Origin of the sequence: Pseudomonas sp. SMN5, assembly GCF_052041925.1 — a bacterium.
Lineage (GTDB): Bacteria > Pseudomonadota > Gammaproteobacteria > Pseudomonadales > Pseudomonadaceae > Aquipseudomonas.
In genome coordinates this window covers 24,513-39,650 of record NZ_JBKGGX010000030.1, presented here as the reverse complement: position 1 = coordinate 39,650, position 15,138 = coordinate 24,513, and the positions used below count along the sequence as shown (strand labels likewise).

The 15,138-nt window shown below is 60.5% G+C and carries 13 protein-coding genes; 4 read left to right on the top strand and 9 right to left on the bottom strand.

The genetic code is table 11. The features are described from left to right. Positions 1-22: 22 nt before the first annotated feature. From ACLEJR_RS23550 to oscA, 8 genes are all read right to left on the bottom strand, one after another. Positions 23-2,242 carry a GMC oxidoreductase gene (locus tag ACLEJR_RS23550; protein ID WP_440816858.1) on the bottom strand — a complete coding sequence of 740 codons (2,220 nt, stop codon included), beginning with the start codon at positions 2,240-2,242 and terminating at the stop codon, positions 23-25. Beyond that, a complete protein-coding gene (locus tag ACLEJR_RS23545) occupies positions 2,239-2,751 on the bottom strand; it encodes a sorbitol dehydrogenase (protein WP_440799011.1) in 513 nt (170 codons plus the stop codon). Before ACLEJR_RS23545 ends, ACLEJR_RS23550 begins: the two co-directional genes overlap by 4 nt. Next, positions 2,748-4,109 (bottom strand): cytochrome C, encoded by a 1,362-nt coding sequence (locus tag ACLEJR_RS23540; RefSeq protein ID WP_440816857.1) that lies wholly within the window; start codon positions 4,107-4,109, stop codon positions 2,748-2,750. The genes ACLEJR_RS23545 and ACLEJR_RS23540 overlap by 4 nt, the downstream gene beginning before the upstream one ends. 283 nt (positions 4,110-4,392) lie before the next feature. Next, a complete protein-coding gene (locus tag ACLEJR_RS23535; protein ID WP_440799007.1) occupies positions 4,393-5,382 on the bottom strand; it encodes a sulfate/molybdate ABC transporter ATP-binding protein in 990 nt (329 codons plus the stop codon). A 3-nt stretch (positions 5,383-5,385) separates the two neighbouring features. Next, positions 5,386-6,255, bottom strand: coding sequence for a sulfate ABC transporter permease subunit CysW (gene cysW / locus ACLEJR_RS23530; RefSeq protein ID WP_440799005.1), 870 nt, complete (start codon positions 6,253-6,255; stop codon positions 5,386-5,388). Positions 6,256-6,268: 13 nt separating this feature from the next. Further along, the gene (gene cysT / locus ACLEJR_RS23525) at positions 6,269-7,087 is read right to left on the bottom strand and encodes a sulfate ABC transporter permease subunit CysT (protein WP_003186964.1); all 819 of its coding nucleotides are present in this window, start codon (positions 7,085-7,087) and stop codon (positions 6,269-6,271) included. Positions 7,088-7,280: 193 nt separating this feature from the next. Continuing rightward, positions 7,281-8,294 carry a sulfate ABC transporter substrate-binding protein gene (locus ACLEJR_RS23520; protein ID WP_440799003.1) on the bottom strand — a complete coding sequence of 338 codons (1,014 nt, stop codon included), beginning with the start codon at positions 8,292-8,294 and terminating at the stop codon, positions 7,281-7,283. Between the two features lie 170 nt (positions 8,295-8,464). Further along, the gene (gene oscA / locus ACLEJR_RS23515) at positions 8,465-8,647 is read right to left on the bottom strand and encodes a sulfur starvation response protein OscA (protein ID WP_042732574.1); all 183 of its coding nucleotides are present in this window, start codon (positions 8,645-8,647) and stop codon (positions 8,465-8,467) included. Positions 8,648-9,057: 410 nt separating this feature from the next. Here oscA and ACLEJR_RS23510 point away from each other — a divergent pair, with 410 nt between their 5' ends. Genes ACLEJR_RS23510 through ACLEJR_RS23500 form a run of 3 tightly spaced genes read left to right on the top strand, consistent with a single transcriptional unit; the run spans position 9,058 to position 11,734 of the window. Continuing rightward, the gene (locus ACLEJR_RS23510; RefSeq protein ID WP_440799000.1) at positions 9,058-9,591 is read left to right on the top strand and encodes a hypothetical protein; all 534 of its coding nucleotides are present in this window, start codon (positions 9,058-9,060) and stop codon (positions 9,589-9,591) included. After that, the gene (locus tag ACLEJR_RS23505) at positions 9,588-10,994 is read left to right on the top strand and encodes a PAAR domain-containing protein (RefSeq protein ID WP_440816855.1); all 1,407 of its coding nucleotides are present in this window, start codon (positions 9,588-9,590) and stop codon (positions 10,992-10,994) included. The genes ACLEJR_RS23510 and ACLEJR_RS23505 overlap by 4 nt, the downstream gene beginning before the upstream one ends. Next, the gene (locus ACLEJR_RS23500) at positions 10,991-11,734 is read left to right on the top strand and encodes a hypothetical protein (protein WP_440816852.1); all 744 of its coding nucleotides are present in this window, start codon (positions 10,991-10,993) and stop codon (positions 11,732-11,734) included. Before ACLEJR_RS23505 ends, ACLEJR_RS23500 begins: the two co-directional genes overlap by 4 nt. 101 nt (positions 11,735-11,835) lie before the next feature. Here the strand turns inward: ACLEJR_RS23500 and dibA are convergent, their stop codons facing one another. After that, positions 11,836-13,743, bottom strand: coding sequence for a phosphodiesterase DibA (dibA, locus tag ACLEJR_RS23495; protein WP_440798994.1), 1,908 nt, complete (start codon positions 13,741-13,743; stop codon positions 11,836-11,838). 146 nt (positions 13,744-13,889) lie between these two features. Between dibA and desA the strand changes: the two genes are divergently transcribed. Further along, complete coding sequence (gene desA / locus ACLEJR_RS23490; RefSeq protein WP_440816849.1) at positions 13,890-15,074, top strand: delta-9 fatty acid desaturase DesA; 1,185 nt, start codon at positions 13,890-13,892, stop codon at positions 15,072-15,074. Positions 15,075-15,138: the final 64 nt, after the last annotated feature.

Here is a 15,138-nt window from a genome sequence, read left to right as displayed (position 1 = left end):
CCCGACCTTTACCTACCGGGCTTCACACCGTGCCGAACTCGACCCGCACCGTCAGCGCCCCGGTGTTGTCGGTCAGCCCCTTCCCATAAGCGCCGGTCAGGTCATCGTTGATGCACAGTTGCAGTTCCCCTGACTGGTTTTCCGGAAGCTGGCGCAGATCGCCGACCAAAAACGGCGTGCCGTTGTTGCCGATACGCCCGACCAGCGCACCTTCCGCAGCACCGGGCAGCGCGTAAGAGGCATAGTCGATGTGCCTCGAACCACCGTTGCCATCCACATTGCCGCCTTGCGGGCTGGCGCACCACAACCCACTGACGTAGCGCACCAGGCGCGGCACCGGCCCGCCGAGCTGCACGCCGGTGCCCTGCCAGGCCTTGTTCGCCGCGACTTGCATCGTCACGGCCCGCAGGTCATTGGACAGTGTATCCCCGGCCTGGAACGACAACGCCGCAATCGTCAGGCTCGGGTTCGAGGTCCCGGTGCTGGGGAAAACACCGTCGCCCACCAGGAACAGGTTCTTGTGGTCCCAACTGCGCTGGAACTTGTCGACCACCGATTTCGTCGGATCGTCCCCCATGCGATAGGTGCCCATCAGGTGCCCGGCACCCTGGAAACTGTAGGGCTCATTGTCATAGGTGAACGTTCCGGGCGGGAGGGGTTTGGTCAGTTCCGCCGCGCCGAGCAGATCCTCGATGATGTGGGTAGCCAAGCGTTTGGCCTGCTGGAATCCCTTCTTGGTGTATTCGGACAGGTCATAGTGGATTTCCGGCCGGGCAATGCCCAGCCGATCCTTGTAATAGGCCGACGGCACGATGTAGCACGTGGCGTTATCAGGATCGTCCTCCACCTGCTCCACCAGAAACGCAATCCTGAACTGGCGGGTGAACAACAGATTGAGTTTTTGAATCAGCGCCGTTCCGTAAAGAACCTGATTGGGCGGCGGGGGCGTCCGTTTCGAGGGCAGTGGATTAGTGCTGCTGTTATTCGCGCCGTCGATGAAATCGGCCACCGTGACATAGGGATCGCCCACCGGCCAGTTCCAGCCCTCGTTGCCGATTTCGATGCGCCACGCCGCCCGCTGGTGACGAAAGTCACCGTCGCGCAGGCTCTCGATGCCCGCAGTGGACAGAGGGCCGCGGTAGGGGAATATCGTCTTGCCTTCGGGCATCAATCCCCAGGCCAGGTAAATAGGGTGATCGGACAGGCCGCGCCCCACCTGCCCGCTGCTGTTGGCAACGCCCTTGGGCCAGGCCGTGGTGGTGGAATTGAGCAATAGCTTGGGAGTTTCGATGGCATGGGCGGCGATCACATATCGCTGCCCCACGGCCACGCCGGTGCCGGTGGCCGGGCCGTCGCCCAGCTGATACTGAATGAATTGCACCCCACTGATGTTGCTGTCCGCCCCGACGGTCACCTTGCTGGCGACCGTCCGGTACAGCACCCGGACCTTGCCCGTCTCCAACGCCTTGTTCATGGTCACGGTCGCGTCGTACTTGGCCTGGATCGGGCAGATCGGCGTGCAGTTGGTATTGCCGGCGCACACCCGGCGCCCCGCATAAGGTTGCGAGTTGCGCCCGGCCGGCGTCGGGCTGACCACCAGCGGCAGACCGTCGAAGGTCTGCCCCGCCACCGCCGTGACGAAACTGCCATCGACCAGCGACAAGGGAATGCTGTGCATCGGGAAGGCATAGCCCTCAGGAAAGGTCATGCCCAGATAGGCCTGGTCGGCGACATTGGCCGACACACCGATTTCCGCCTCGGCCCGGCAGTAGGCGCTTTGCAGGTCGTCATAGCCAATGGGCCAGTCCACGCCGACGCCATACTTGGACTTCAGGCGAAAGTCGTTCGGCACCATGCGCAGGCATGTCCCGACCCAATGCCAGGTCGTCCCGCCGCCCACCCGCTCGTAGGTGCTGTTGAAGGGCAGCGGACCTTTTTGGACCAGGTAGCTGACCTTGGGATCGTTCCAGCCGAGGATCAGGTCGGCGATGGTTGCCCGAGGGGCATTTTCCTGGCTCGGGTCCCGCGGCGTGTCCAGGGTCGAAACCGGCGGATACGGCGATTCCGGGGTTTTCAACGTGGTCGTGTAGAAACGCTCCAGGTACTGGGCGCGGTTGGCCGGGATTTCCGGTCCGGATTCGAGCACCAGCACGTCGATCCCGGCCATGCCCAATTGATAAGCGATGATGCTGCCGGCCAGCCCCGCGCCAACGATGATCACCTCGGCTTGTTCAGTGCTCATGACGAGGCTCCTTGCTGCGTGTTCGCGGGTACCCCGGTGTAATCCTCAAGACTGGGCGGCGGGCTGTTCCAGTAGCCGAAGAACATCTCGCTGTAGCCCATGGGGTGAGCCTGGGCGATTTTCCAGGCCCAACTCTGGATATACGCCTGGTCGGACACCACCGTCGAATCGGTCGACTTGAAATTCCCAGTGGCATAAGGCTGATACCAGACACCCAGCAGCCAGAGTTTCATGATCGAGCGCGCCGCCTGGGCAGCCTGGGTGACGGCTGGCCTTGACCCGTTCATCAACACCGCCTGGGCAATCTGGTCCGGCGGTACGTGGTCGGCCGCCAACGTGGCGTACTGGGTCAGCAGCGCGTTGAGTACATCAGGCGTGATCCGCGGGGTGATGAATTCGAGGAAGATTGGCGGCAACCCCACCTGGTCGATGGCAGGCGCCAGCCGATCAGCGGGAATGCCGGTCAGGGCCGATGACAGGCCAACGAAATTATCCAGATCACTGCTCATGGCTGACTCCTTGTCGCGCCTGTGGACTGTGCGCGTTCGAGCAAATAGGTGAAATCCGCGAAACTGGTACGCGGGGACTCGGTGACATGGGTGGCGGCGTTGCCGTGACAGGCCATGCAACTGGACGACGCCTGCGGCGTGGTGCCCTGGATGTAGGTTTCCAGGGTGGCGTTGGCCAGGAACAGGGGCGCCGGCTTGCCCAGGGGATTGGCGGCCGAAATCTGGCAGTTCGGTTGTGGGTCCGACGGCCATTGAGTGCTGATCAACTGATAGTTCGCCCACACGCTCTTAGGATTGACCGTACGCAACAGCGCCTGATAGCTGGCGTTCAAGGTTTTGGTCGCGTCGGTCAGCGGTATGTCCCGCAAGATTTGCGAGGGCGTCGCCTTCACGGCCGGGTTCCATGGGCGTGGCGGCGGTTGGTTGATGTCGCTTTTGCTGGCCGCGTTGTAGAACAGATACGGGCCCGTGCGCTGGGCCAGGGGCGTGGTTTTTTCCGGCACATTGTTCACATGCTCGAAAGTCGACCAGACCCACTGTGCCGCACTGTTGGTCTTATGCACGATGTGCAGGCCCACCAGCCCCACCGGCTCGGCCCTGCACGATTCCTCGACAATCGGCCCATGGCTCGGATCGTTGTTGCCCGGGGTGTAGACCAGCGCATCGACGGTGTGGAAATCCTGCGCCCGGTCATTGGGGCCGAGCACTTTCCACGACGCCTTGACCATCAGCGCACCAACCTGTTTCTTTTCGGCGATGCCACAACTGAACGCCACGCCGTTGGTCGGCTTCGCGGCAAAGAACGCCTGCTGGCCTTCGATGCTGTACAAGCCGTTGTCGACGATGTCGTTGAACATCGATTGGTTGACCACGATTTCGTTGCGCGTGTAGCTGCCGTTCTGATCCACCAGCGGACCGCTTTCGAAGGGCTGGATGAATTCATCCAGCACATCGGGCACCTTGCCCATCTGCTGCAACAGACGGCCAGGCTTGAGCGACTTGCAGGCCTCGGGAAGGGTCGCCGGGTCGCCCCAGGGCAGCGGCGCCTGGCCCTTGGCACGGAAAATCTGGTAGCTCTCCTTCCAGCTTTCCCATACGGTCGCCGCGTCCTGCTTGCCGATCGAGGTGCCGGTGTCTGGATTGCCGGTGTCCGTCGCCGGCCAGCTCAGGGCAATGAAGGTCTGCCACGACAAGTCATCGAAATTGGCTTGCAGACTGGACAGGGAGACCGGTTGGGTGACAGTGACATCGAAGGGTATCTGCGGTGACAACGAAGGGGCGGCACCGGCGGACGGCGCCAGCAGCACGCCTAACAACGCACAGCCCCACGGGCCATGCCGGCTGACTTCCATTCTCATGCTTTCTCTCCTTGGCATCAGGCGCAGGAGAGACCACCGGTCCGTCATTGGACTCTTACTCGCCTCCTGGCAACTCAGAGTCTAGGTAGAGTTTTGGCTGGTAAAAGGCGAACGCGTAGAACCGATCGAAGCAAGGTGAGGCGGTGTTATTCGGATTTGGACAGCGTTGGGCAGTGAAGACGTCATCGCGAAGGCTCGCTCCCACAGGGTTCGAGGTATGCCTGGGAGTAGGCGCCACCACCAGACCACTGTGGGAGCGAGCCTGCTCGCGATGCTTTTGCCCTTAGAGACTGGAGACCTTCTGCCAGACCTTCGGCTTGAAGAACAGCGTCTCGCCCTTCGCCAGGCCCACCAGGCTGTCGTGGTCCTTTACCACTTCGGCCTCGATCAACTCGCTCTGGCCTTCCACTTTCAGGGTGACCCGAGTGGTGGCGCCCAGTGGCCGGATGTCGCGCACTTCGGCGGCATGGTGGTCTTCGAGCTCCGCGCGTGACAGCGAAACTTCATGGGGACGGAACAGCACATGCCGGTCTTCACCCAGGTGCAGGCGGTTCGAGTCGCCCAGGAAGTGGTACACGAAGTCGCTGGCCGGGTTTTCGTAGACATCGCCCGGCGAGCCGATCTGCTCGATCACGCCCTTGTTCATCACCACGATCCGGTCGGCGACCTCCATCGCCTCTTCCTGATCGTGGGTGACGAACACCGACGTCAGGTTGATGTCCTCGTGCAGCCTTGCCAGCCAGCGACGCAGCTCCTTGCGCACCTTGGCGTCGAGGGCGCCGAAGGGTTCGTCCAGCAACAGCACCTTGGGCTCCACGGCCAGCGCACGGGCCAGGGCGATACGCTGGCGCTGGCCGCCGGAAAGCTGCTCGGGGTAGCGGTCGGCGAGCCAGTCCAGTTGCACCATGTTCAATAGCTCATGGACCTTGGTCGCGATCTGGCTTTCGTTCGGACGCTGGCCCTTGGGCTTCATGCGCAGGCCGAAGGCGACGTTGTCGAACACCGTCATGTGGCGGAACAAGGCGTAGTGCTGGAACACAAAACCGACGTTGCGATCACGCACGTCATGACCGGACACGTCCTCGCCGTGGAACACGATATTGCCCTGATCCGGCGTTTCGAGGCCGGCGATGATCCGCAGCAACGTAGTCTTGCCGCAACCCGACGGGCCCAGCAGCGCCACCAGCTCGCCGCTCTGGATGTCCAGGCTGATGTTGTCCAGGGCCTTGAAAGCGTTGAAGTTCTTGCTGACGTTACGGACTTCGATCGACATGACTCATTCCTCCGCGGCGCTGGCGCGCAGGCGGTTGATTCGGTTTTCGCTCCACTGCTTGAGCAGCAGGATCAAGAGCGCCAGGATCAGCAACAGGCTCGCCACGGCGAACGCGGCCACATGGTTGTATTCGTTGTAGAGGATCTCGACGTGCAGCGGCAGGGTGTTGGTCACCCCACGAATGTGCCCGGACACCACCGACACCGCGCCGAACTCGCCCATGGCCCGGGCGGTACACAGCACCACACCATAGATCAGCCCCCACTTGATGTTCGGCACGGTGACATGCCAGAACATCTGCCAGCCATTGGCGCCCAGCAGGCGCGCGGCTTCTTCTTCCTGGGTGCCCTGTTCCTGCATCAACGGGATCAACTCCCGGGCCACGAACGGTACGGTGACGAAAATCGTCGCCAGCACGATGCCGGGCAGCGCGAAGACGATCTGGATGTCATGGTCCGACAGCCACGGCCCGAACAAGCCCTGGGCGCCGAACATCAGCACATAGACCAGACCGGCGATCACCGGCGAGACCGAGAATGGCAGGTCGATCAGCGTCACCAGCATGCTCTTGCCACGGAATGAATATTTGCTCACGCACCATGCCGCGCTGACCCCGAACACCAGGTTCAGCGGCACCGAGATCAGCACCGCGATTACCGTGAGCTTGAGGGCCGACAACGCATCGGGTTCGAAGATCGCGCTGAAGAACGCCCCCAGGCCAAGCTTCAGGCCCTGGGACACGACGATGAACAAGGGCAGCAGCAAGAACAGCGCGAAAATCAGCCAGCCGAGGCCGATCAGCACCCGCCGCGACGCTGCGCTGCCGCGCCGGGCCGCATTGGTGGAGGCTGCGGAAATAGACGATTGGGACATTTTTCGCGCCTCCTTATGGGGTTTCGATGCGCCGCTGCAGCAAGTTGATCAGCAGCAACAGGACGAAGGAAACCACCAGCATCAGCACACCGATGGAGGTGGCGCCGGTGTAGTCGTATTGGTCGAGCTTGACCATGATCAGCAGCGGCAGGATCTCGGTTTTCATCGGCATGTTGCCGGCGATGAAAATCACCGAGCCGTATTCGCCGACGCCACGGGCAAACGCCAGGGCGAAGCCGGTCAGCCACGCCGGCAGCAGTGCCGGGACGAGGATGTGGCGGAACACTTGCCACGGCTTGGCACCGAGACAGGCAGCGGCCTCTTCGACTTCACGGGGAATGTCGGCCAGCACAGGCTGCACCGTGCGCACCACGAACGGTAGTGTCACGAAGGTCAGCGCCAGGGTGATACCCAGCGGAGTGTAGGCGATCTTGAAACCCAGGTCGGTGGCGAACTGGCCGACCAGGCCGGTCGGCGCATACAGGGCCGTCAAGGCGATACCGGCGACGGCAGTGGGCAGGGCAAACGGCAGGTCGATCATCGCGTCGATGATCTTGCGTCCGGGAAAGGTGTAGCGCACCAACACCCAAGCCAGCAGCGTACCGATCACGCCATTGATGACCGCGGCGTACAGCGCGGTACCAAAGCTGAGCTTCAAGGCAGCCAGTACCCGTGGCGCCGAAATGATCGCCCAGAACTGCTCCCAGGTGAGTTGAGCGGCATGCACGAACATCGCCGCCAGCGGTATGAGCACAATCAGACTGAGATACACCAGGGTGTAGCCCAGCGTCAGCCCGAAGCCGGGTATGACGGGTGAGATGCGACGCGACATAAGAGTCCTTGGTTAACTGTGAGAGCGAGCTGTTGTGGCGAGGGAGCTTGCTCCCGCTGGGCTACGAAGTAGCCCCAGGAATTCTGGGAGCGCTTCGCACTGGTGCGCCAGCCCGCTCCAGCGGGAGCAAGCTCCCTCACCACAACAAGCTCGCTCGCCACGATAAATCCTGTTGAGGCTTGATCGGAGCAGCTTACTGCGCCTGATAGATCTGGTCGAACACCCCACCATCGTTGAAGAATTTCGGTTGGGCAGTTTTCCAGCCGCCGAAGTCTTTATCGATGGTCACCAGCTCCAGTTTCGGGAATTGCTGGGCGTACTTGGCCGCCACGTCCTTATCCCGTGGACGATAGAAGTTCTTGGCAGCGATTTCCTGGCCGGCCGGGCTGTACAGGTGCTTGAGGTACGCTTCGGCGATTTCGAGGTTGCCCTTTTTCTCGGCGTTCTTGTCCACCACCGCTACCGGCGGCTCGGCGAGGATCGACAGCGACGGCACGACGATGTCGAACTTGTCAGCGCCACCGTCTTCCTTCAGGGCCAGGAACGCTTCGTTTTCCCAGGCCAGCAACACGTCGCCCTGGCCGTTGTTGACGAAGGTAATGGTCGAACCGCGGGCGCCGGTGTCGAGGATCGGCACGTGCTTGAACAATGTCTGCACATATTCCTTGGCCTTGCCTTCGTCACCGCCGTTGGCTTTCAAGCCATAGGCCCAGGCCGCGAGGAAGTTCCAGCGCGCACCGCCGGAAGTCTTGGGGTTGGGGGTGATGACCGACACATCGTTCTTGATCAGGTCGCCCCAATCCTTGATGCCTTTTGGATTGCCCTTGCGCACCAGGAACACGATGGTCGAGGTGTAGGGCGTGCTGGCCTGCGGCAGGCGTGTCTGCCAATCGGCCGGCAGGGTTTTACCCAACTTGGCGATTTCGTCGATGTCACCGGCCAGCGCCAGGGTTACCACATCGGCCCGCAGCCCATCGATCACCGCCCGACCTTGCTTGCCCGAGCCACCGTGGGACTGCTGGATCTTCACGCTGTCATCCGGGTGCGCTTTCTTCCAGAAACTGGCGAATTCGGCGTTGTAGTCCTGATACAGCTCGCGGGTCGGGTCGTAGGACACGTTGAGCAGCTCGTAATCCTTGGCGACGGCGGAACCGGCAAAAACAGCGCTGGCCAGGGCGGCCAGGGCATAACGACGAATTGACGACATGGGTGAAAGCTCCTGGAATTCTGGTTTTTTCTTATGGCTTATAAATCGTGTGGTTTAAAGACCGAACGCTGTGGGAGCAAAGCTTGTTCGAGATGAAGGCGCGCCGCAGTTCCCCAGAAATCGAGGCGCCTGTTTTCGCAAGCAGGCTTTGCTCCCACAACCAGACTGTTTCAGCCCGGCTTATGACTCGGCTGCTGCAAACGGAATTTTTCCTTGCGTTCAATCTGGACCACTTGCGCGTTGTGCACGGTGATTTCCACTGCCCCGAAACGTAGATCGCGTAACGCGCTCTGGATCTCGCGCAAGATGGTTGCTTCGTCCTGGCCGTCAACGCTTCGTAGGGATGCGCTCATGCTGTTGCTCCTTTGGATGAATGCCTGGCAGTGGGCGGCACTGCTTGCGGCGTGGGAGCCATACTAGATAAAGCGAGATATTCTTAAAAAGACTATTTGAGAATTTTTATATAACCAAAAATATAAACCTGGATTATGAACACGCGAGGAGTCGTCGGTGCACGGTCTTGAGGTTGGCAGTGATGTCGGCTGATGCCCTCCTGTCACCGACGCCCGAAAAATCGCCCAACAAATGCATTGTGGCGTAGGAAAAAGCGCAACTCGACCTACGAACTTTCCTATTCGTTGCAAAGGCTCCCGCGCCGGGATTGCTCCCCATCAGCGGCTCATCGTTTTATTCATCGCATCCCGGGAACAGGGCAACGCAGCCCGGACCCTGCGGACGACTTCCCTGAATAAGAGCCATGAAAATGACCGAACCCTCACTGCCCCGCTACACCAACGAAGCCAGCGCTGAACGCCTGAGCCACATGGACGATCTTTACTTCGAGCCGGAGCGCCTGCTGGAGGGGTGTGACGAAGAAATCGCGGAACTGCTCAAACGGCACCAGGCCTACGCCAAAGCCCATCCACCTATCGCCCTCTACCGAGTGGCCACCGAGGGTAGCCAGACCCGTGACGGCGGAACCATCCAGCAGGCTTCATCAGGGCTGGAACTCACCTTGGAGGGCCGCAAACTACGCGCCGCACTGAGAGGCGACAAGGTCGTGTATCCCGACGGCAGCATGGCGCGCATCGTCACCGGGGCCGGTAAACGCAATAACCATTTTGCCCTGGTCGGCAGCCGTCTCAGCAATGGTGACGAGATCATCAACACGCTGCAGAAAACCCTGATTGTCGTCCAGCGTGAAGGCGTGCCGATGGCGGAGGATTTCCTGCCCGCCATCGAGCCCGTAGAGGGCCGCCGCCTGCGCCTGGTTGCGCGCAAGGAGAACGCAGGATGAGCGTGGGTTACTACATCGGCCTGGGCGACGGAACCACTTGCGGCGGAACAGTCATCGATGGCGATCCGGGGATCAGCCTGGATGGCCTTCTTCACGCCTGCGAAGGTGATCGCGTCACTTGTGGAAAAGACGGGGAAACCTACCGGATCCTGGGCGGCATTTCCCACATGATCAGCAACGGCCGGCTGATGGCGGGTACGCTGGACAGTCGCAGCGGATGCCCCTGTAACGCCCAGTTGCTCCCTTCGGTGTTCTCGGCCACCTACAGGAATTCGGCCCCCGCCGTGCCAACCACCCGAGCGGTCCCGCCAACCTCCGCACCGGCAACCCGCACACCCGCGACGCCACGCCCATCCGGCTTTGCTCCAGCGAACAGCCCGCCGCCGGTGGTATTCAATCGCGTGGAACCTCAGGAGCCTGGCTTCTATGTCGTTCCTAAAAGCGTGAGCCGCGAAGCGCTGGAGGCCACGCTATTCCCCACGCCAGACCCGGCGGTGATGCGTAAATTCCGGGCATTGAACCCGCATCAGGATGTGGTCAAGGCGGGGTCGATGATCGTGTTGAGCGATCCGAACAATCTGCAATGCAGCCGGGAGGAGGCGCTGCTGATGGAAACCGCGAGCTGGATCAATGCCGCCCTTGACCCCCTTAGCGCCGACGAGGCCGACTTCATGGCCCGGCATCGCGACGAAATCGAAACCTTCCTGACCCATGGCTCAGTTGCTATCGGGGTCGGCGAGGCCATTTTCTCCAAAAACCTGAAGGACGTTAAAAACCTTCTAAATGACATAGAGGCCCTACACCAACGAACTTTCCAGCGCGACGGACACCTGCGCTCGCCGATGTTTTTTGCCGAACGGAAACAGCTGCTCTCAAAGCTCGACATCCACCTGACCAGCATGACGCGAAAAGGCATAGGGCTGCCGGATCATCCAAACTTGAAAAGCGCCTTGGGCATATCGAGTCGCAGTCTGGTTCACCGCTGGACCAAGGCCGGTGGCGCCGGCCAGATTCCTGGCTATGCGACCCACATCGAGGGTGTTTCCAAAGCGGCCAAAATTGTGAAATACGGGGGCTGGGTTGGTACGGCTGTTGGTGGCGGCGCTTCGTATATGAAAGTTCAGGGTGTTTGCGCGGCGGGTAAGACAGAAGCCTGCAAAAAAGTGAAATTTACTGAAGGAGGAGGCTTTATTGGAGGCGTGGCGGGTGGGGCGGTTGTTGGGTCAGTACTGACCACCTCAACTGCTGGAGCCATTTGCCTCGCATTGGGTGTTCCGACCGCTGGTACAGGCACCCTGGTTTGTGGCCTGGTGGTAGTAGGAGTGGGTTCTATGACCGCTGGGGCAGCCCTTGGTAAAGCCGGCGAAAAAATCGGAGAACTAATGTATGAGGGTATGAAATGAGTTTGAGTGTCGTTGAAAAGATATTCCTCAGTGTTAGCTTGACTGGTTTCGGTGGTGTGCTCGTTTTTCTTGCGCTCGCGCTGTACATCGCTTATACCAAGATGGATGAAATATTGAGCCATTTAAAGAATAGCCCTTTCGTTATGAATCGAGCTTCATTCAGACATGGAGGTCCATGGGGTAAGCTATTTCTTTTGGGCAGTATTGTCAGTGTAATAAAGTCCCCTGGACTATATACATCTGATGGCGGCGCCAGCAACCAAGACTTGGTGAGTTTTCCCGAATCGTTAAAGAAAAAATTAATCGCCCTTTACCGGTTCGGCGGTTACTTCTCTTGGATTCTTATACTCTGCTGGTTCATTTTCTGTATCGACTGGTGGGCCATGGGGCCTGCGCGTCTCACAACCGCCTTGCTATTAACCGCTGCGATACCCGGGTGGGTGGCTCTATGCTTGTGGTTAGGACAAAAAAACACTGACACCATAATCAGCAACTTTAAAAACAGCTCAGCCATAAACATTAGGGCAAGGCTCAGTAAGGGTGGTCGCTTCGGGAAGCTGACCTTCATGATAGCCATACTTATTATCGTCACATGCGGCCGAATTTTTGTAAGGCGCGGCACCCTCGACCCTACGGAGCTAAACAACCTGTCCAACTCGCTGAAGGTTAAACTCTCCCTTATGTTCTGGGCGGGGTGCATCTTGATTTTGAGTTTGCTTCTACTTTATTTGTCCCATTGAACGGTTCGGTCACGGGGGGACGCGATGCTGCGCTTTGAATGCCGGGGCGTTAGGTATCAACCAATACCACGAGACTCAAGAACCTGTTAGACGTTCCGACATCAAACAATAGCCGGCGCACAATTCCAGTCCAACTGCCCCGCCGCAACCGGCCGCCCAAACCAATACCCCTGCCCTAACTCACAACCCTGCTCCCGCAAAAACGCCGCCTGCTCCCGCTGTTCGATACCCTCGGCATGTACCTGCATGCTCATGCTGCGGGCCAGGGCTACGATCACGCGGACGATCGCCACGTCGTCCTCGTCCCACGGCAGGCCGGCGACGAAGCCCTGGTCGATCTTGAGTTTTTGCACCGGCAGGCGCTTGAGCCGCAGCAGTGAGGAATAGCCGGTGCCGAAATCGTCGATGGCCAGGCGCACGCCCAATTCTCGCAGGCGATGCATCTGTTCCAGCGCCACCTCCGGGTCTTCCATCACCGCGCTTTCGGTGACTTCCAGTTCCAGGCATGCCGGGGCCAGGCCGGTGTCGTGCAGCACACGGGCGACCTGATCGTATAACTCGCGATGGGCGAACAGCCGGCTGGAGACATTGACCGCGACGAACGACAACGACACGCCGGCCTCTTGCCATCGGCACATCTGGCGGCACGCCTGGTCCATGACCCAGGCATCGATCTGGGCGATCAGCCCGGTGCGCTCGGCAATGGGAATGAACTCGGCCGGTGAAACCAGCCCGCGCGTGGGGTGCTCCCAGCGCACCAGCGCCTCGACACCGATCAGGCGGCTGGTCGCCAGGTCGTGTACCGGCTGGTAATGGACGCGCAATTCCTGTTGCTGGAGGGCCTGGCGTAATTCAAAGGCAATCTCGACCCGCTGCTGGGCGTGGGCAGTGAGTTCTTCGGTGTACAACGCGTAGCCGTCGCGGCCGGTGCTCTTGGCCTTGAACAGGGCCGAGTCGGCGTTGCGCAGCAGTTGCCCGGCGCTGCGGGCGTCGCCGGGGAACAGACTGATGCCGATGCTGGCATTGATGAACAGCGCATGGCCGTCCAGACGCAACGGCTCTTTCAACGCATCAAGGATACGCTGCGCCAGCACCGCCGCCTGGCCCGGCTGGGAGCAGTTTTCCACCAGCACTGCAAACTCGTCACCGCCGAGCCGGGCCAGGGTCACGCCCGGCGCGAAGAGCCCGCGAAAGCGCTCGGCCACGCTTTTGAGCAAGTCATCGCCGACGTTGTGACCCAGGCTGTCGTTGATGTTCTTGAAGTGATCCAGGTCCACCAAAAGCAGGGCGCAACCGCGCTTGTGGAGCTGCGCCGAGGCCAGGGCCTGTTCCGCGCGATCGGAAAACAACAGGCGGTTGGGCAAGCCGGTCAGCGGGTCGTGATGGGCCAGGTGCGCCAGTTCGTGTTCGGAATCCTTGATCGCACTGATGTCCGAAAATACCGCGACGTAATGGCTGACCTTTGCATCGTCGTCGCGAATGACGCGGATTGTCTGCCATTGTGGGTAGATTTCGCCGCTTTTGCGCCGATTCCAGATCTCACCGCTCCATTCGCCCAGCTCGGCCAAGGCAGTGAACATGGCGCGGTAGAAATCGATGCCATGGCGCCCGGATTTGAACAGATTGGGACGCTGACCCAGCACCTCGTGCTCTTCATAGCCGGTAATCGTCATGAAGGCGCGGTTCACGTGCACGATCAGGCCGTTACGGTCCGTCACCAGCACCCCTTCGCGGGTGCAATCGAATACCGCGGCGGCCTGGCGCAAACGTTCGCGGTCGGCACCGTGCCCGGTCTTTGCAAAACAGCGCGCAATGCGCACCCGCGCCAGGAACATCAACCCGGCGCTGACCAGCACCCAGGCGTAACCGTTGATCAGGAGCCAGTGCTGCTGGTCGATGAATTTATCGAAGAAACTGCTCAATAAATAACCAACCAGCTGCAACCAGATGACTGAAAACAAGAGATAAAGCAGCGCCGCACGCAGCGCGCCGCGTTGATGGGCAGTCATTCGGTCTTCCATGTCCCTACAGAGAGGCCGGGATTATAGAGGAAGAAACATCCTGCCACTCTTATCTGAAAGGCCGACTGGTTTTATCTGTGGGGCCGGTGATAATGCAACGGCAGTTTCTATCTTTATCGAGGGCCCAACAGCCTATGTGGTACGAAGGTTTTCTTGGCTTGTCAGCCTGGTCGCTGGTGGCAGTCACCCTGCTGATGACCCACGTCACGATCATTGCCGTCACAGTCTACCTACACCGTTACTCGGCCCACCGCTCCCTGGAGCTCAACGCCGGCCTCAAGCATTTCTTCCGTTTCTGGCTGTGGCTGACCACGGCGCAGAATACCCGCGAGTGGACCGCCATCCACCGCAAGCACCACGCCAAGTGCGAAACCGTCGATGACCCCCACAGCCCGGTCATCAAGGGCTTGTCCACCGTGCTGCGCAAAGGCGCCGAGCTGTATCGCGCCGAAGCGGAAAACCCGGAAACCCTGCGCATCTATGGCAAGAACTGCCCAGAAGACTGGATCGAACGCAACCTCTACAGCCGCTTCCCGCTGCTGGGCGTAGCGATCATGGGCGTGGTCGACCTGCTGCTGTTCGGCACCATCGGCATCACCATCTGGGCCATCCAGATGATGTGGATCCCGGTCTGGGCCGCCGGCGTGGTCAACGGCCTGGGCCATGCCGTGGGCTATCGCAACTTCGAATGCCGCGACGCGGCGACCAACCTGGTGCCCTGGGGCATCCTGATCGGCGGCGAAGAGCTGCACAACAACCACCACACCTATCCCAACTCGGCCAAGCTGTCGGTGCGCAAGTGGGAGTTCGACCTGGGCTGGGCCTGGATCCGGGTGTTCAGCTTCCTGCGCCTGGCCAAGGTCCAGCGCGTCGCACCGATTGCCCACCGGGTCGCCGGCAAGGGCCACCTGGACATGGACACCGCCATGGCGATCCTCAACAACCGTTTCCAGATCATGGCCCAGTATCGCCGGCTGGTCATCGCGCCGCTGGTCAAGCAGGAGCTGGAAAAGGTCGATCACTCGGTGCGCCACCAGTTCCACCGGGCCAAACGTCTGCTGTCACGGGAAACCAGCCTGCTGGACGACCGTCATCACCTGCGCATCCAGAACATGCTGGAACACAGCCAGGCCCTGAAAGTGATCTACGAAAAACGTCTGGCGTTGCAGCAGATCTGGGTCAAGACCAGCAGCAACGGCCACGACATGCTCGCCGCCATCAAGGAATGGGTCCACGAAGCCGAGGCCAGCGGCATCCAGTCCCTGCGCGACTTCGCTGATCAGCTCAAGACCTACTCGCTGCGGCCTGCTACTGCCTGACAGCAGAACTCCATGGCAAACCAACTTGCTATGGAGTGGCATTTTTTGTGGCGAGGGAGCTTGC